The following is a 17,832-nucleotide window of genomic DNA, read 5'->3' as shown; positions in this document are numbered from 1 at the left end:
TATCCTGCAGAGGAGAGTAGATATGAAAAAAGGTAAAAGAGAGTTGATTCTGGAGGCGGCGGTACATGTCTTTTCCTCCAAGGGTTATCATAATGCCCGTATGGAGGAGATTGCTGCCGTGGCGGGGATAGGGAAGGGAACCATATATGAATATTTCCCCAGCAAGCTGCAGCTATTTCAGGATATGCTCAATAAAAGCCTGCAGGTCTACTACCAAAATTTCAACCCGGAAGAGATGAAGCAATTACCCGTAGAGCAAAGGCTTCGTATCATTTTTGAGACCCACATTAAATTTTGCCGGGATAATAAAGAACTGACCCGCCTGGTATTTTGGGATAGTGATGTTTTTGACCAGGAACTGAGGGAATGGATCTACACTCAGCGCCAGGAAAAAGAAGAGCGGGTGGTGGAAATCATAGAAGAGGGAATGGCCCGGGGAGAGCTGCGCGAGCTTGACCCCATGCTGGTGAAGGTATTATTAACCGGCTCCGTAGCAGCTATGTGGGCTCCCATCACCCTGGACGGCTGGGAAATTGCACCGGAGGTGCTGGCCCGCGATGTTACCGACATACTCATGAACGGCTTGAAAAAATAAATTTTTAAACTAACCCCCCATGGCCCGGGGGCCACAACCATTGATGATAAGTGGGTTAGTTTACTTTCCTTATTAACACCTTGGTACCAGGTACTGGTTGTTTTAATTAATGTTTAATTACTTAACAACTGCTGCCTGGTACTATTTTATTCTTTGACAAAATTTACTGGCAGGGGTAAAATGAGGCTATAAAACTGAGCGGTCAGTTTAAGAACTGACTGGACAGGGAGGTGAAATTTCTTGTTGAAAGAGAGGGAAAAGGAGCTTAAAAAGCAGGTTATTATGGAAACGGCCTTCCAGCTTTTCTCCAACCGGCCTTTTGAGGCGGTGACGGTAGATGAGATAGCGCGGGAGGTAGGTTGTGGCAAGGGTACCATCTATCTCTACTTTAAGAACAAGGATCACCTGCTGACCTGCCTTATATCCCAGGAACTGGGTCAGCTCTGCCAGGACATTAAGGAACAGTGCCTGGATAATGATGATTTACTGTCCGCCATAGACAACTATCTGGTTCTGCAATTTCAATTCTTCCGGGGATATAACCATATTCTATCTTCCTGGGTCCGGCGCCGCCTGCAAAACAAGGTACGGGAGGAATGGATGGAGGATATCCTTAATAAGCTTAGAAGGAAGTTGGAAATGGCAGTGGCGGTATTTGAACGGGGGCAGGAAGAGAAACAGTTGATTCCGGTGGACAGCTACGAGCTGGCTCGTTTGCTGGAAACCATCTTTCAGGACGCCACCTTTCCTTTTGTGGGTGAAAAAAACTGGGATTTTGCTCCGGAGCGGATTACCAGTCTGATGAAGCTGGTTTTGACGCGGGGGATTTTGGCCTAGTTGGCATGGTATAGCGGTTTAGCAGCTAGCTGCCCGACAGATAAAATTGCAATAACTTATCTGCCGGGTACTGGAATAAAAAAAGAGGAGAAAAAGGGGGAAGAGGAATAATGCAATCCAAGGTGTCAGGGTTACTTCAAACCAAGCGTAACGCTGTATTCATTCTTTTATTGCTGTTGTTCGTGGCTGCCATAGCTATTCTGCTTGGGTATTTTCAGAGACAGCAAACGGTGGTTACCCAGGCCCACGAAAGCCTTGGCGCTACCGGAACCATTGAGGCGACAACAGTTAATGCGGCTTTCAAGGTTCCTGGTAGAATTGCTAGCATCTATGTGGATGAAGGTATGGAAGTAAAAAAGGGGCAGTTGCTGGCGGAGCTGGATAATCGTGAAATCGAGGCGAAACTGGCGCAGGCCCAGGGGGCACTGGCTGCGGCCCAGGGCCGGGCCCGGCAAGCGGAGAGCGGGGTAGTTGCCACCAGCCAGACAGTTGAGGCGCTGATAACCAAGGCGGAAGCCAACCTGACCAACTACCAGCAGAAATACGATCGGGCCCAAAGCCTGCATGAAAGCGGAGCCATTGCCGACAGCCAGTTTGATGAAGCCAGCAATGCGCTGAAAGCGGCTCAGGGTCAACTGAATGAAGCTCTGGCCGGGCGGGAAAAGGTGGAAGTAGCGCGGCATGAATGCGAGGCAGCCCGGGGGGTGGCTGAGCAGGCTCAGGGGGCGGTACAGGAGGCAGAAGCTTACCTGGCTAACACTAAATTGCATTCTCCTATTGATGGCTTTATTACTATAAAATATCTGGAAACCGGGGAAATGCTTAATGCAGGTACTCCTGTTTTTGAAATAAGTGACCTGCGGCAGAGTTATGTCAAGGTCTATATTGATGAAAGCAAGATTGGCCGGGTTAAACTGGGCCAATTAGCTGAGGTAAGGGTTCCGGCTCATCCGGATGAGGTTTTCCCGGGTAAGGTCATCAAAGTAAGTGATGCCGGGGAATTTGCCGTACATAAGGCGGTTAATGAAATGTACAGTCATGATATTCGCTCTTTCGAGCTGCGGGTGGATATTCCCAATAATGATTTACGCCTGAAAACCGGAATGACGGCATCAGTACGTATTTTAGAGAAGGAGTAGGAGCCTATGAAAAACACCGGCGACAAGGAAGTAGTTATTTCTATCAGGGGCCTGGTGCAGAAAGTAGGCAAGCGTACGGTGCTTAAAGGCGTTGACCTGGATCTATACCGGGGAGAGTGTTTGGGGGTGTTCGGATTGCGCGGTACGGGCAAGACTACGCTTCTGCACGCAGCCCTGGGGGTTGATCGAATCAAATCCGGGACTATAGAAATACTGGGACAGAATATCGCCAAAAACCAGGCCTACAAGAAAAAGATGGGTTTGGTAACCCAGCAACCCAGTCTCTTTGCTGACTTGAATGTAGCCGAAAACCTGGATTTATTCAGGGTAATCAAAAAAGCCCCTTTCGAGCGGTTGGAGGACGTTATTCAACGCTTGCAATTAGAAGATTACCTGCGCGAAACTCTACCCAGCCTGCAGGTTGGTGTTTACCAGCGTGTAGCTCTGGCGTGTGCCCTCTTGAATCGTCCTGAAATCTTGATTATTGATGAAATTATCCGTGATATCGACCTGGAGTCGCGCAGCGTCATTTTGCAGGTATTGGAAGCATATCTTGAGGAGGGCAATAGCTGTTTATGCGGCTTTAGCAATATGGAACATGTTCATTACCTGGATCGTGTAGCCTGGCTGGATGACGGTATGGTTAAGATTTATAGCCCGGATGAGGCGGAGAATATATGGAAAGAGCTAAATGCTGTGATTCCCAAAAAGCGTGGTGAACAGGATGCTTAGGCTTTTTTATGCTTTTTTCCGGCGGGAGTTTACATATATATGGCGTGATCGCGGCCTGCGTGTCGTGCTTTTGGTGATGCCGCTTCTTTCCTTGCTTCTTTTTGGGTTGGCTTACCGAGCGCAGGTTTTGACCGATATACCGACCGCTATTGCCGACCTGGATCGCAGCGCGCAAAGCCGGGCCTTGGCTTCTGATATAAAGCAGGCGGAAAACCTTGATGTAGTTGCTTATTATAATAGCTACGAGGAAATAAAAAGAGCTATCGAAAAAGGCGAAGTAGTGGTCGGGGTAGTTATTCCGGAAAAATTCGGACAGCAACAAGAATTGAGGCGCCCCACCCGGGTGGCCATGATTATTGATGGCAGCAACATGGTCTATGCGATCAATGCCAGTGTGGCCGTTTTGCAGGTGGTACGTACTATTGAGGTAAAAAGCGGGGTAAAAGTTTTGCTCGCCCAGGGAGAACATATGAAGGATGCGATGAATGCTTTGATGGCAGTAAATATCGTTGACGAACCCTGGTTTAACCCTACTATTAATTATGCTTTCTTCTTGGTGCTGGGACTGGTGCTTAATATCTGGCAACAATGCTGTACTTTGCTATCAGCCATGACCATTATAGGTGAAACGGGCACCCGCAGCTGGGTACATTTAAAATCATCCTCCCGTTCCCTGTTTATAATTTTTCTAGCTAAGATCCTGGCTCACCTGGTTATTTTCATGGCTACGGTGGCAGTTTTATACGGCTTGTGTTTTGAAGTACTGCACCTTCCTTTGCGTTGTGATTTCGGCAAATTAATGCTGTTTACCATGGGTTTTGCGGTGGCGATGCATAGCCTGGGGACACTGGTTTCCAGCTTTTCCCGCACTGCCGCCGATGCCAGCCGCATAGTCATGGCTATAGCGGTACCTGCTTTTGTACTTTCCGGTTTTTCCTGGCCTCTGGAGGCGATGCCGCAAATACTGGCCCAGGTGGTCAAATGGCTGCCACAGACCGGCTTTTTCCAGGGGGTAATCTTTCTCAGTATGAAAGATGCCAGTTGGGCCTATATGTCGCAATACTATTTTCAATTCCTGTTGTTTGCCCTGGTGGCCTACGCTTTAACTGCGGTAATTTTCAGGTTAGTACCGCAGAAAACCAGCTAAAAAGGGGGAGAATCATGAGAACTATGCTGAATATAGCCAACTACGAAGTGCGGCACATCCTAAAAGACCGGGTGGCATTTGCTATCGTCTTCCTCGCTCCCCTCTTTTTTGCTTTTTTGATGGGTTCGGTTTATTACTCCGCTGCCATAAACGATGTTCCCTTTGCTCTGGTTGACCTGGATAATAGCCTGGCCAGCCGGGAGGTCGCGGATTATTTTAGCACTGGTCAGCATTTTAAAATAAATCCCGAAATTGATACTTGCGAGAAAATGGAAAAAGCTATGCGGGAGGGAATAATTCGTGGAGGAATAGTCGTCCCGGAGGATTTTTCTAAAAAACTCGCCCGGAAACAAAGTACTGAGGTTCTGGTCGTCTATGATGCGAGCAACTTGCTCTGGGGTTATAATATACGTAAATTTGCTTATGAAGGGATGGATGAATTCAACCGCCGCTATGCTGCTGCTTACCTGCAGTCTATGGGTATGCATCCGGCCCAGAGTGATGAAGTATTAAATTTGGTAAACTGTAGTATAATGACCTGGTATAATCCTACATATAGTTATATTAACTTCCTTTACGCGGGGGTTATTTTTATAATCTTGCACCAGCTTGGTCTTCTGGGGGTTACCCTTACTATACCCCGGGAAAAGGAGGGCAACACCTGGATTCATTATCTGGCCAGTCCCCTGGAACGCTGGCAAATAATATTCGGCAAGTCTTTGCCTTATATTATAGCCGGCTTTTTTAATTATGCCCTTTTGCTATGGTTTGCTCATCATTTTATCCTGCTCAAGATTGAGGGGAGCATCCTGTTAATAGCGCTGCTGGGTTTTCTCTATACCTGCGCCATTATTTTCCTGGGCTTTTTTATCTCCTTGTATGCGGAGAACAGCCTGCAAATCAGCCGTTACTTGATTCTCTTGTCAATTCCCATATTTATGATATCCGGGTATACCTGGCCGCGTTACCGGATACCGGGGATAATCATCGCTATCTCCGAATTAACACCGTTTACCTGGATGGCGGAAGCTTTTCGCAAGGTCACTATTAAGAACCTGGGTTTCCCGGATATAGCTTATAATGTGCTGGGTCTTAGCATTATGATTGTCATTGGACTTGCCCTCTCCGGTACTTTCCGTAAGGACCGGGAGCCTATCGCTGAAGATAAAATAAGGGTAAATGGCGGCCCGGAATATCCCCGCCGGGTTTAGGTGCCAGGCACTTAAGTTGTTAAGTTATTTGTTTTAAAGTTTAACAATCGGAGTACCTGGTCCCCTTCTTTATTTTGCTTTCCCCAAAAAGCAGGAAGAATGAAGATTATGTATAAATAAGAAGGGTAAGGAAATAAAATAAGCCTGTGAAATTCTGCTCCAACTGGGCAACCTATACACTAAATGAGTATCTTAAACACAAGCATTAGCCAGTGAGCTTATGTTTAAGAGAGACTCTGGCATGATGTTTTGTGCTCGAAAGTGTTCGAAAGGAATGGTTAGAAATAATGGATAGAGAATTGCTGGAAAAGGCCCGGTCATTGATTAACGCTAATTATATTTCCACCACACTCAGTACGGTTGACCGTAATTATGAGGTAAATATCGCGGTAATATCAGTGTTGGAGATGATCGGTGACGATACTATTATTTGTGCCCGTTTCGGGGCGGATAAAACCTATGCTAATTTGAAGGAGACCGGCAAAGGGGTTTTCATGGTTCTTCTTACTGATAATGATAAGAGCAAGGATGGGATAAGGGTCTATGTCGAGCTAAGTGCTGACCTGCAGGAAGGGGAATATTTTGACCGTATCAAAAAACGCCTGGATAATACGACCTATAAAAATTTCCCGCTAAAAAATTGTTTGGTATTCAAGATTGTAAAGATTCTTCCGGTTTCTTTGCTCAGGAAGTAAGCCGTGGAAGACGGAAGACAGAAGGCGGAAGGCGGAGGGCGGAGGGCGGAAGATAGAAGCCAGAAGACGGAAAACGGGAAACATCCCCTGGCCATGGGGGGTTAGTAAAAATAAAAGTTGTCTTAAGCATAAGTAAGGAGAAATAAACATGCGTTTAGGAAAAGTTATGACGGTTTTTGGTACCCGGCCGGAAGCGATTAAGATGGCTCCGGTGATTAAGGAATTGAAAAGAGTAAAGGACATAGAAACGGTGGTAGCGGTAACGGCGCAGCACCGGGAGATGTTGGATCAGGTTTTACAGCTTTTTGATATCACACCAGATTATGACCTAAACCTTATGGAAGAAAAACAAGACCTCTACAGTATTACCACCGGAGTTCTGAACGGGATGAAGGGGATACTGGCAAAGGAGCAGCCTGAGCTGGTTCTGGTACATGGTGATACTACCACCACTTTTGCAGCGGCCCTGGCGGCCTTTTACCAGAGGATTCCGGTAGGTCATGTGGAAGCCGGCCTGCGTACGCGGAACAAGTACTCACCTTATCCTGAGGAAATGAACCGTACCCTGGCGGGTCGCCTGGCAGAGTTGCATTTTGCTCCCACTGATACCGCTCGGGAGAATCTTTTAAATGAAGGGACCGGTAGTTTCAAGATATGGGTTACCGGCAACACGGTTATTGATGCTCTGCTGGATACTATCCGTCCTGATTATGAGTTTGGTTCTGAGCTTGAAGAAATAGATTTATCCAAGCGCCTGCTCCTGGTTACCACCCACCGCCGGGAGAATTGGGGTCGTCCCATGCGGGAGGTCTATCAGGCTTTAATTGACCTGGTGGATGAATTCCCGGATGTAGCGGTGGTATTTCCGGTTCACCGTAATCCGGTAGTAAGAGATGTGGCCCGGGAGATGCTGGAGGGGCGGGAGCGTTTTTACCTTATTGAGCCCCTGGATTACGAGCCTTTTGCCCATCTGATGAATTGTTGTTACATGGTTTTAACCGATTCCGGCGGTATGCAGGAGGAAGCTCCTTCCCTGGGCAAACCGGTTCTGGTTCTCCGGGACACCACCGAGCGGCCGGAGGCCCTGCAAGCCGGGACGGTGAAGCTGGTGGGTACGGTACGAGAGAAGATTTATAATGAGGCCCGGCTGCTCCTTAGTAGCAGGGGAGAATATGAGAAAATGGCCCGGGCCATCAACCCGTATGGGGATGGGCAGGCGGCAATTCGAATCGTAGATGTGATCAAGGATTTTCTCTATGTGCGCATCGGCGCCCAGGGTTAGATGGGGGAATAAGGATGGCTGGTAATGGGGAGAAGGCGAAGAGCGAGGAAAAACAAACCATACAAATGGGACAATTGGAAGATATCCTGGGGCAGTTAGTCGAAACTCTGGAGAAAGGACGCAATGATATTTATGATATCGCGGAGAAATGTTACCAGGAGTGTAACCGATTGGAGCTCGAAAGGGAAGAAGTAAATATCGAGGCCTCGCGTACTATTGCAGAAGTAGAGAAGTATGAAAAACTGGAAAGGTATGCTCGCTTAAGGTTGGCTGAGGTCAGCTGTAATTTTTTGTCTTTTTCGGAGAATGATATAAAAGATGCTTATGATAAAGCCAGGATATTGCAGCTTGCATTGTTGGATTTACGAAAGAAGGAGATGTACCTGCGGCGGCGCCGGGATCACTTGGATCTGGATATAAAGCATTTCAAGGCCATTGCGCTAAAAGCTGATGGATTTCTCAGCAGTACCGGAGTAGCATTAAAGATCTTGCAGGGAAATGTCGAAAGAATAGGTGAGAGTATTGAGGAATTCCAGCGTCAGCAACAGCTAGGGATGTGGATTATCGAGTCGCAGGAAGCGGAAAGAAGAAAAATCGCCCGCGAATTACATGATGGTCCGGCGCAAAACCTGGTTAGCATGTTGATTCGGCTGGATTTAATTGCACAACTGGGCTATGAGGAGAAGGAAAGGATAAGTGACGAGATAAATAATATTAAGGATATGGCTCGGGAAAGTCTGGCTGATATAAGGAGCATAATGTTTGACCTCAAACCACTATTGGTTCATGAACATAGTTTCTGTCAGACCCTCAGAGAATTTTTTAGTGAATATGAAGCCCGTTATAATTTTACCACTGATTTAATAGTACTGGGTGATGATCGGGATTACGATTTTTCTATGGAAATAGCTCTGTTTCGCTTGATTCAAGAGGCAATAACCAACGTAAAGAAACATGCTGGGGTCAACCATGCTATGGTAAAAATAGAGAATACAGATAAATGCCTGAGGCTGGTCATAAAAGATGAAGGCCGGGGTTTTAGTGTTGAAGGGGCTAGGGCCAATAAGGAAAGTTACGGTATTATTGGCATGAAAGAGAGGGTAGAGATATTTGGAGGGGAGATTGAGATTATTTCTTCACCAGGTTCTGGAACTCAGGTAATAGTCAGGATACCATGGGAAGAGGAGGGAAATAATGGATAAGGCAAGGGTAGTGATAGCGGATGATCATGTTTTGGTCCGGGAGGGCCTGAGAAAGCTGCTGGAACTCGATAGCAATATTAAAGTTATAGACGAGGTAGGAGATGGGCAGGGCGCTATCAACATAGCCCGTAAGGAAAAACCGGATATCATTATTATGGATGTAAATATGCCGGGAACTGATGGTATTGTGGCCACCCGGGTAATAAAGAGGGAGTTGCCGTCAGTCCGGATTATTGCCCTGACCGTGTACGAAGGGGAAGAAGTCGTTGATATGGTCAAAGCCGGAGCTTCGGCTTATATACTTAAGGATGTGGCGGGTAGCGAACTGGTGGATACCATTCACCGGGTAATGAACGGAGAGGTAGTAATCTATCCCCGGGTAGCGAACCGCTTGGTCCGGGAATTGCGGCAGAGTGAGAACCGGAAGAGTGAAATACGGCTGACCAAGAGGGAAAAAGATGTTCTTACTTTGTTGGTGAAAGGAAATACCAATAAAGAAATGGCGGAGGTAATGTTCATTAGTGAAAAGACGGTGAAAAATCACCTGACCAGTATTTTTCGCAAATTGGGTGTAAAGGACCGGACCCACGCAGCTATCTATGCCTTGAAGAATCGCATTGTAAGTGAGGAATGAGCTGAAAACGGCATCAGAGGAAGCATTCCCTTGATTCAAAACTATCAAGGGAATGCTTCCTCTGATTCGAAGAGAGATGAATCCATACCCCCCCACCTCGCTTAACCCCCTCCCCCTACTGATGCCTGACGACCGACGATAGACGACCAATAACCCCTCACACTTTGCTTTTCCTAATTAACCCCCTATGGCCGGGAGCCCCCCCTCACTCCTCACTTTTTTACTAACATTGGGATCATGGCAAAATATGTTTCAGTACTCAATAAGCCTTCTTCTTGCATATTATGTACAAATATGTTGGAAGGGGGTTGTTTTGTGCTTGTTTTGTTAAAAAGCTTGAGCCTGGCCCTCTGGTTATTTATAATGCTGGCAGTAGTTATTGCTTATCGGGGGAATAATCCCAAGAAGGTGAAACGCTTTAACATGAAGCTGGATGAGGATTACTATAGAAAGAAAAGAGACCGGTATTTTTGCCTGCTCTTAAATCAGGGGACAAGTTAGGGTGGTTATTTTTGCTTGTATAAATATTCCGCTTGCAATCTATGTATAGGCAACACCTGCATATATTTTATGTTATAATAAGAAATTATGATTCCCTTGCAAAAAACACTTTCTTCCGATGCTTAAAAATGGCGTAATGCGATGATGTTTGAATCTAGTTTTATAGGACAAGCTGATGATATCGAGGTGCAGGCATGATTGATCTGATTATGGATATTCTATTTCCCCAAACTGCTTGCTATATCTGTAGAGAACCAGGCAGGTATAGCTGCCGGTATCCCTGGTGTGATGCCTGTGAAGATGAAATGGATCGTCTTAAGAAATGCTTGTCGCTTTGTGATCACTGTGGGAAATACCTGGGGGAGGGAGAAAACCTTTGTGTGGAATGCCGCCAGAACCCTCCGAGTTTCAATATTGCCCGCGCCGTTGGACCCTATGAGGAACCTTTTCGTATAGCGGTCAAGGTTTTTAAATTCTTGGGCAGGAAGCAACTGGCCAAGAAAATGGGGGACATGATGGCGGAAGTGGTGGAAAGAGAGCCGCGTTTCTGGCCACTGGATATTATTGTGCCGGTGCCGATTTCCCAGGGCAACCTGAGACAGAGGGGATTTAACCAGACGGAGCTTTTAGCCCGGCAAATTGGCAGGAGGCTTAAAATAGCAGTAGAACCCGGAATTCTAGTGCGAATAAAGGAGACTCCTTCACAACGGGAATTGACCCGGGAAGAGAGGGAGAAAAATCTGCTCTATGCCTTTAAAGTGACACAGCCCCAAAAAGTGCTGGGCAAGAAAATTTTGCTGGTTGATGATGTCTATACTACCGGATCTACTATACGGGAATGTACCCGGGTATTGTTGGAAGCGGGGGCCGAGCGGGTATCGGTGATAACCTGGGCTATTGGAAAAGGGTTTTAGTTGGAAGGGGCTAAAAAGTTTTTGCTTCTATATTCAATGTTATAATAAAAATATCGATAATATGGATATGGATTTATTCTACAGCTCTATAGAAATAATGAGTTAAATTATTCTAAGAATACCATGCATAGGGAGGTATTATGGATGTCCAATCTGCGAAATTGCTCCAGGTGCGGGAGGGTTTTTCCCTATATGGGCCGGAACATATGTCCCAGGTGTTTGGAAAAAGAGGAAGATGAATATCAGGTGGTACGAAGATATGTTCGCGACCATCCCGGGGCTGGGGTAATTGAGGTAGTAGAAGAAACCGGAGTAGAGGAAGATAAGATTCTGCAATTCTTAAGGGATGGCAGGCTGCAGGCCAAGGGACTAACAGCCAGTTTGCGTTGTGAAAGATGTGGACAAAGCATAAACTCTGGCCGCTTTTGCGAAAGCTGTATTAATGAGGTTAACGCTGAAATTCAGGGGCATCTGCCCCAAAAAGCCAAGAGTGAAGAGCCGAAAAGACCACCCCGCGGCAAGGTAAAAGATAAGATGCATATTAAAGATAAGGGTTTTTTCTAAAATTCTAGATGGAGTCGCTATGACTTGGGAATAATACTGCTTAATTAAAAACATAGCCTGGCGCAGGAAATTAATAAAAAATGGAGTAAATACTTTATAAACGCATGCAGGGGATATTAAGCCTCTGCTTTATTTTTGCGAAAACAGAAATAGGCGAATAGATTAAAAAATAGATAAAAAAAGAGCTCTGAGGTGACATTTGATGATTATTTCCAAAACCCAATTGCTAAACGTTTTGAAGGTGTACAACAAAGGCGACAACAAGGTGGAAAAGGCACAGGCTGCCAGGGGGACCGCCCGGGCGGACGAACTGGCCATTTCCCGGGAGAGCAAGGTTAAGCAGAAGGCTATGCATGCTGTCCGGCAGGCGGATGATATTCGCCTGGATAAAGTGGCTGAATTGAAGGAGCAGATTTCCGCAGGAACCTATACTCTATCCGATGATGAAGTGGCGGAGAAGATGATAGAAAGGGTTTTGGTAGACAGGTTAATATAGAAAACATAGAAAGCGGTGAAACAGGTGAACAAGCTACTGCAAGATTTTATCGAGAGCATCGCTAAACAAAACCAGGTTCTCGAGCGCTTGGCTGCGCTGGGCCAGGAGAAGCAGGAGCTGATTATAGCGGGCAAGGTCAGAGAACTGGATAGTTTGATTCAGAAAGAGGGCATCACGGTATCCAACCTGGATAAAATGGAAGGTGCCCGCTTTAAATTACAGGAACACTTGGCTATTCAACTGGGCTTTAAAGCGGAGGAGTTCAGCGCCAAAAAGCTTTTGGCCTGGGTGCGGGAAGGTTGTCCGGAGCTTTATCCTGCCCTGGAAGAGGTAATAAATCAACTGGACTACTGCTTGATCCGGTTGAAAGCGATAAACTCCCATAACAATGAATTAATAGAACAGTCCCTGGTATTTATAGGGGAGATACAGTCCCTGTTCAATGGGGATGTAGCCGGAATTTATTCCGATAAAGGCCAACAGTCTGATGAATTTGAATCCCGTCCCAGGCTAAACCTGCTGGACAAGAAAATTTAAGAAGGTGCCAGGCACTTAAGTTGTTAAGTTATTGCAATAACTTAACAACTTAAGTGCCTGGCACCAGATGGAGGTTGTAAATGAGTAATTTCTTCGGTTTGGAAATCGGCAAGCGCTCGGTTCTCATGCATCAGACAGCATTTAGTATTACCGGGCACAATATTGCTAATGCCAATACTCCCGGGTTTTCCCGGCAGGCGCCCAGCATAGTGACGACCAGTCCTTTTCATGCTCCCATGTTGAACAATGCCAACCGGGTAGGGCAACTGGGCACCGGGGTGGATATAGCCCAGGTTAAAAGGATTCGGGACGAATTCCTGGATGCCCAGATCAGGAATGAGACCAAGGTTTCGGGTTACTGGGAGTCTATGCAGCAGAGCCTGGACCGGGTGGAGGCTATATTGAACGAGCCCTCGAAGGATGGTCTGAGGGGGGTAATGGATATGTTCTGGGAGTCCTGGCAGGACCTCTCCCTCAACCCGGAAAGCGAGTCGGTGCGTTCGGTGGTTGTACAGCGGGGAATGGCCCTGGCCGAGGTCTTTAACCATACCTACAGTCAACTGCAGGATCTGCGGGTGGATATAAATGACCAGATTAAAATAAAGGCCCGAGAGGTAAACTCGCTGGGGAAGCAGATCGCGGATCTAAACCAGCAGATTGCGGCTGTTACCAATGCCGGCAAGCAGCCCAACGATTTGAAAGATAAGCGTGACCTGCTCGTAGAGCAATTGAGTGAGATTGCGGAGGTCAGGGTTTACAATGATAAGAATGGTATGATCGCGGTGCAACTGGCCGACCGGATGCTGGTGCAGGGCGTGGATCACATAGTACTTTCTGAAGAGAAGGATAATCAGGGCATGTATTTGCTGGTTTGGGCGGACAGCCGGACCAAGGCCAGGATAAGCGGAGGCCAGATTGGGGCTTTGCTCGATGCCCGGGGGCAGACTAATCTGCCGGATGAAAGCCAGCCATCTGAATACAAGGAAATAATCCCCAATATGATTAAAGAGCTCAATATGCTGGCCAAAACCATAATGGTGAAGACCAATGAGCTGCACCGGGGCGGTTACAGCCTGGTCAATAAAAGCCAGGTACCGGATGGAAGCAACTTCTTCATGATGCCGGAAGATGCGGATACTTATGAGAATTGGGCCAAATTCATGGCGGTGACCCGGGAGATACAGGATGATGTGAAAAAAATCGCCGCGGCTAGCCGCCGCACCTGGGATACAGCGGGCAATAAGGAGAATTTTGGCGATGGCAGCAATGCCCTGAAGATCGCCCAGTTAAAGCACAACCTGAATAGCCCCCAGTTCAAAGTCAAGACGGAAGGTTTAAATATTAACTTTTCTTCACACGATCCCCTGAGCTTTCTGATGGATGGAGGGGCGGGGATAAAAAAGATTGAGATATCACCGCCCTACAGCTTTCCTGATATGCAGAGGCTGGCCCAGGCTTTGCAGAAAGAACTTGATGAAAATGAAATCTCCGCCAGTGTCAGGTGTGAGGGCGGGGAAATCGTATTCTATTCCACAACTAATAGAAAGCTGGAAGTTATTTATCCGGGTTCGGCCTTAAGCGACCTGGGAGCTGCCGAGCTGCAGAACGGCGAGTACCAGCTGCAAACCCGGGTCGGCATTCCCGGAGCCAATGATGCGGCTCTAAGCTTGCTGCAGAGCTACAACCAGAAGACAGCCGATAGTGTTTTTGGTATTGGCCAGTTGCAACAGCCCAACAACCTGGCACTGGACATTAACGCTTCCATTGAAATAACGGTAAGCGATGTTGACAGCTACAGCGGGCAGGTCAGTTATTCTTATGTTTCTCATGAATACAACCGGAATGGAACCTACGAAAGAAAAACCGGAGGCTTTACCCTCAAATATGGCGGGGCCGCCTCGCAGAGCATAACTATCGGCTCCATGACAACGACCATAACGGGCCTGGACAGCAAGACTAAAATGGAAGCAGTAGAATTGAAAGTAGGGGACAAGGGAATACTGGGCTTGACGGCGGCAACGGCTGCGGCCACCCCGTACCAGCAGGTGGATATAAATTTCAATTTCAACTCTCCTCGCGAAGTGCCGCAACGCTTTGTTTTTGATAACGGAGTACTGGATTCAGCTACAAACGAGCTGCATTTCTTTACAATGAATGACAATAAAGAGAGCAATCTTTTCGGCCAATCCTATGATGGATATATTGAAATAACCACCAACGCGGCTCTGGCTACGGAGGAACCGGCGGCCTATCTGTCCTATTATGAGGGCGAATGGGGCAACAGCGGTATGGTGGAAGATGCCAGCACCGATGATTTCTGGCGCTCAATAACGGCCAATACAGGCGTATTAAGCCAGGAAGCGCAGCGCATGGTAAAAAACCAGGAAATACTCTTGGGCCAGTTGCAAAACAAGTGGGAGTCCATATCGGGTGTTTCCCTGGATGAGGAATGGACCAATGTGATTAAATACCAGCATGCTTTCAATGCGGCTTCCCGTTTCATTACTGGCGTTGACGAAGGTTTGGAAGTGATTATCAACCGCATGGGCCTGGTGGGACGCTAGGCACAGTTGCTGGATGGAGGAATGATAAGCTATGATGATGCGAGTTACTAATAAGATGCTGGTTAATGAGCTTAACCGCAACCTGTCCAACAACCTGTGGCGCATGGACAAACTCCAGCGCCAGCTTTCCACCACCAGGAGGATCAACACCCCTTCCGACGATCCGGCCGGGCTGGTCAAATCCCTGCGGCTGCGCACCAACCTTATCGAAGGGGAACAGTACCTGCGCAATATTGGAGAATCGGTAAGTTTTTTGCAGACAACCGATGGCGCCCTGCATAATATTAACGAAGTAATGCAAAGGGCCCGGGTATTAACGGTGCAAGCAGCATCAACCAACAACCCGCAAGCTTATAGCGCCATTGCTCAGGAAATAAGGGAATTAAACGAGCAGTTGAAACTTATTGCCAATACTACCAACGGCAGTAAACATATTTTTGCCGGCAGCAATGTTACCGAGGCGCCCTTGCAAAATGGAGAATGGCGGGGCAATCAGAAAGACCTGGAAGCGGAAATAGGGGTTGGGGTTAAGATACCGATAAATATAAAAATAAAAGATTTTTTTATGGGACGGTTAAAAGACCTTTATGTAGATCCTCTATCAGGGATAAATCCGGATAAGCTTGAAGCCCAAGGCCTGCAGGAAGGCGATTACCTGGTCAGTACCGCTAATACCCTACCGCCTTCGGAAGCCGACGAATGGCGCAGTCTCATGGGGGCAGACAACAACCCGGGCGCTTTCTTTTTTAACTCGGCTGCTGAGGCGGCGCCTATTGCTGTGGGCAACGCCGCGACCCAGCAGGATTCCCGATACAGCGGTTCCCTAAAAATTGAAGTAACCGCAGTTGACGAAGCGGCGAATACCTTGACTGTAAATATTTCCGGGCGGGTGGCTATAGACAGCGGAGCCTACCAGGATATAAACATAGCCGGCTTGACCATGGATATGGCCGCCGCCAATGACGGGGCGATACTGACGATTACCGCCGCTCAACTGGCAGCCGGGGGGTTGCCGGGGGCAACCCAGGATCTGGTTATCTGGAATAACAGCGGCGCGGCCCTGGGGGGTATAGACGATGCTAATCCGGAATTCGCCGTGGGCAACCAGACTTATATTGCCCTGTCTTCTGCGGAAGCTAATGCGGTTGAAGCCCAGAGCTATTTAAGCTCGGTGCCCAACAACAAGGCTTTTTTCTACGAGGGTGATTCCACCCCCGCCCGCCTGGGTATCGGGACAGCCGCCAACCAGAATGATACCCCCTTTTCCGGTTCGTTGTTGATTGAGGCCACCAGAATAAATCCTGGAGATAATACGGCGGTGGTAAATATAAAAGGGCATGTTTATCAGAGTGACGGCAGTTACAAGTATGTGGAGATGGAAGAGGTGGTTATCGATATGACCAGAGCCGCCGGGGAAGCCATCCTGACCATACCGGCCAGCAAATTGCCGGGAGCAACCCAGGATCTGGTTATCTGGAACAATAGCATTTCCGGCAGTGCCCTGGGCGGAATCTATCCCTACCCCGGCGATCCCGGAGTACCTGCGGATCAACTGAAATACCCGCTGGCGGTTGGTGATAAGACGGTAATATCCTTTTCCTCGCCCCAGACCCTGCCTATGAATAGAGTTGGCATCAACCTGCAATATCCGGATACCAATGGCAATAAAATCGATGGCGGAACCTTTAATTTCAACCGAGATGCCGGGAGCCTGAATTATGACACGGAGGACTTCAAATTCTTTACTCTTAATGCCAAAACCGGTATAAGCTATGATGGTTCCATTACCGTTGAAGAGAGCCAATTCGCTGCCGTGGACAGGGCGGTGGCATTTTCTTACCAGATGGGTGTTTTTGAATTTCTCAACGATGTAAGCCAGAAGATTGAGCTGGGCAGGATACCGGATGTTGGAAATACCCTGGCCGGCGCCGATATCCGGCTGGAGGAAATGCTGATGCACCGTTCAACCGTTGGAGCGCGGATTAATCGCCTGGAACTCCAGGACAGCCGCCTGACCAGCACCCAACTGAATTTTACGGAACTTTTATCGAAAAATGAAGATGCTGATTTAGCCGAGGTTATCATGAATTTAAAGATGCAGGAGAATGTATATAATGCCTCGCTGGCGGCCGGAGCCAGGATAATCCAGCCCACCTTGTTGGATTTCTTACGCTAGTTTGTCATGTGGGGAATGGGGGTAGCGTTTTGGTAATAATACAGATTAACCAGCAGTATGCCCGGATCGGGCTGAATATAAAAGAACCGGCTATCCGCCTGCATAGCGTCCAGCCTGAGTTGAAAATGGAGAGCATTCCCGGACAGTTGACGATGAGGTCGCCCAGGCCCAAACTGCACATAGATCAGAGGCAGTGTTTTGCCGATGCCGGTCTCAGAACCCCGGAAATGTTAAGGGATTACCTGCTGGAACAAGCACAGCAGGATCTTTTGGAGGGAATAGGAAGCATTGCTGCCAATGGAGATGCTCTGGCGAAAATAAACGGACCGGATATTATTGATATAATAGCTTCCAAATCCGATAAGAAACGGGATTATAATGTAACAGCCATACCCAAGCAACCACCGCGAATCACTTTTGAAACCTTTCCGGTGGAAGTCGCTTTTCAACCGGGAGTTATCAATTACGATTTTCAACGAGGCCGGGTGGATAATAATTTTGAATATGGCCGGGTGGAGGTTTATTTGTTACAGAAGAATTTTGTAAGATTCGCTTGTCCCGGAAAGCTCCTGGATGCCACAGCCTAGAATAGAGTTTTAGATTTAG

At 47.5% G+C, this 17,832-nt stretch carries 18 protein-coding genes; all 18 read left to right on the top strand.

Features of this window, described 5'->3' with window-relative positions; all coding sequences use genetic code 11:
• The first annotated feature begins 22 nt into the window (after window positions 1–22).
• The 18 genes from AWB54_RS01000 to AWB54_RS00915 all read left to right on the top strand — a co-directional run bounded on the left by AWB54_RS01000 (window position 23) and on the right by AWB54_RS00915 (window position 17,813).
• Window positions 23–595, top strand: coding sequence for a TetR/AcrR family transcriptional regulator (locus tag AWB54_RS01000; protein ID WP_061212778.1), 573 nt, complete (start codon window positions 23–25; stop codon window positions 593–595).
• A gap of 240 nt (window positions 596–835) precedes the next feature.
• Window positions 836–1,432 carry a TetR/AcrR family transcriptional regulator gene (locus tag AWB54_RS00995; RefSeq protein WP_061212777.1) on the top strand — a complete coding sequence of 199 codons (597 nt, stop codon included), beginning with the start codon at window positions 836–838 and terminating at the stop codon, window positions 1,430–1,432.
• A 110-nt stretch (window positions 1,433–1,542) separates the two neighbouring features.
• On the top strand, window positions 1,543–2,571 hold the full coding sequence (locus AWB54_RS00990; protein ID WP_082735933.1) for an HlyD family secretion protein: 1,029 nt from the start codon (window positions 1,543–1,545) through the stop codon (window positions 2,569–2,571).
• 6 nt (window positions 2,572–2,577) lie between these two features.
• Complete coding sequence (locus AWB54_RS00985) at window positions 2,578–3,303, top strand: ATP-binding cassette domain-containing protein (RefSeq protein WP_061212776.1); 726 nt, start codon at window positions 2,578–2,580, stop codon at window positions 3,301–3,303.
• Window positions 3,296–4,450, top strand: coding sequence for an ABC transporter permease (locus AWB54_RS00980; RefSeq protein ID WP_061212775.1), 1,155 nt, complete (start codon window positions 3,296–3,298; stop codon window positions 4,448–4,450). The genes AWB54_RS00985 and AWB54_RS00980 overlap by 8 nt, the downstream gene beginning before the upstream one ends.
• A 14-nt stretch (window positions 4,451–4,464) precedes the next feature.
• Window positions 4,465–5,661, top strand: coding sequence for an ABC transporter permease (locus tag AWB54_RS00975; RefSeq protein ID WP_061212774.1), 1,197 nt, complete (start codon window positions 4,465–4,467; stop codon window positions 5,659–5,661).
• 251 nt (window positions 5,662–5,912) lie between these two features.
• Window positions 5,913–6,356: a hypothetical protein gene (locus AWB54_RS00970; RefSeq protein WP_011639644.1), complete on the top strand. Its 444-nt coding sequence runs from the start codon at window positions 5,913–5,915 to the stop codon at window positions 6,354–6,356.
• A 148-nt stretch (window positions 6,357–6,504) separates the two neighbouring features.
• Window positions 6,505–7,638, top strand: a complete 1,134-nt coding sequence (gene wecB / locus AWB54_RS00965; protein WP_061212773.1) for a non-hydrolyzing UDP-N-acetylglucosamine 2-epimerase — start codon at window positions 6,505–6,507, stop codon at window positions 7,636–7,638.
• 14 nt (window positions 7,639–7,652) lie between these two features.
• A complete protein-coding gene (locus AWB54_RS00960) occupies window positions 7,653–8,840 on the top strand; it encodes a sensor histidine kinase (protein WP_061212772.1) in 1,188 nt (395 codons plus the stop codon).
• Window positions 8,833–9,474, top strand: a complete 642-nt coding sequence (locus AWB54_RS00955) for a response regulator (protein ID WP_011639647.1) — start codon at window positions 8,833–8,835, stop codon at window positions 9,472–9,474. Before AWB54_RS00960 ends, AWB54_RS00955 begins: the two co-directional genes overlap by 8 nt.
• 315 nt (window positions 9,475–9,789) lie before the next feature.
• Window positions 9,790–9,975 carry a hypothetical protein gene (locus tag AWB54_RS00950; protein WP_041427254.1) on the top strand — a complete coding sequence of 62 codons (186 nt, stop codon included), beginning with the start codon at window positions 9,790–9,792 and terminating at the stop codon, window positions 9,973–9,975.
• Between the two features lie 194 nt (window positions 9,976–10,169).
• Window positions 10,170–10,889, top strand: coding sequence for a ComF family protein (locus tag AWB54_RS00945; RefSeq protein WP_011639649.1), 720 nt, complete (start codon window positions 10,170–10,172; stop codon window positions 10,887–10,889).
• A gap of 144 nt (window positions 10,890–11,033) precedes the next feature.
• The gene (locus tag AWB54_RS00940) at window positions 11,034–11,453 is read left to right on the top strand and encodes a TIGR03826 family flagellar region protein (RefSeq protein ID WP_061212771.1); all 420 of its coding nucleotides are present in this window, start codon (window positions 11,034–11,036) and stop codon (window positions 11,451–11,453) included.
• A 202-nt stretch (window positions 11,454–11,655) separates the two neighbouring features.
• Window positions 11,656–11,949, top strand: a complete 294-nt coding sequence (gene flgM, locus AWB54_RS00935) for a flagellar biosynthesis anti-sigma factor FlgM (RefSeq protein ID WP_061212770.1) — start codon at window positions 11,656–11,658, stop codon at window positions 11,947–11,949.
• A 24-nt stretch (window positions 11,950–11,973) separates the two neighbouring features.
• The gene (locus tag AWB54_RS00930) at window positions 11,974–12,486 is read left to right on the top strand and encodes a flagellar protein FlgN (protein WP_061212769.1); all 513 of its coding nucleotides are present in this window, start codon (window positions 11,974–11,976) and stop codon (window positions 12,484–12,486) included.
• A gap of 80 nt (window positions 12,487–12,566) precedes the next feature.
• On the top strand, window positions 12,567–15,050 hold the full coding sequence (gene flgK, locus AWB54_RS00925) for a flagellar hook-associated protein FlgK (RefSeq protein ID WP_061212768.1): 2,484 nt from the start codon (window positions 12,567–12,569) through the stop codon (window positions 15,048–15,050).
• 31 nt (window positions 15,051–15,081) lie between these two features.
• Window positions 15,082–17,226 (top strand): flagellar hook-associated protein FlgL, encoded by a 2,145-nt coding sequence (flgL, locus tag AWB54_RS00920; protein ID WP_061212767.1) that lies wholly within the window; start codon window positions 15,082–15,084, stop codon window positions 17,224–17,226.
• 29 nt (window positions 17,227–17,255) lie between these two features.
• Complete coding sequence (locus AWB54_RS00915; protein WP_061212766.1) at window positions 17,256–17,813, top strand: DUF6470 family protein; 558 nt, start codon at window positions 17,256–17,258, stop codon at window positions 17,811–17,813.
• The last annotated feature ends 19 nt before the right edge of the window (window positions 17,814–17,832 follow it).

It is taken from the genome of Syntrophomonas wolfei subsp. methylbutyratica (assembly GCF_001570625.1).
Classification (GTDB): Bacteria; Bacillota; Syntrophomonadia; order Syntrophomonadales; family Syntrophomonadaceae; genus Syntrophomonas; species Syntrophomonas methylbutyratica.
This window is presented reverse-complemented; position numbering and strand designations above follow the sequence as displayed.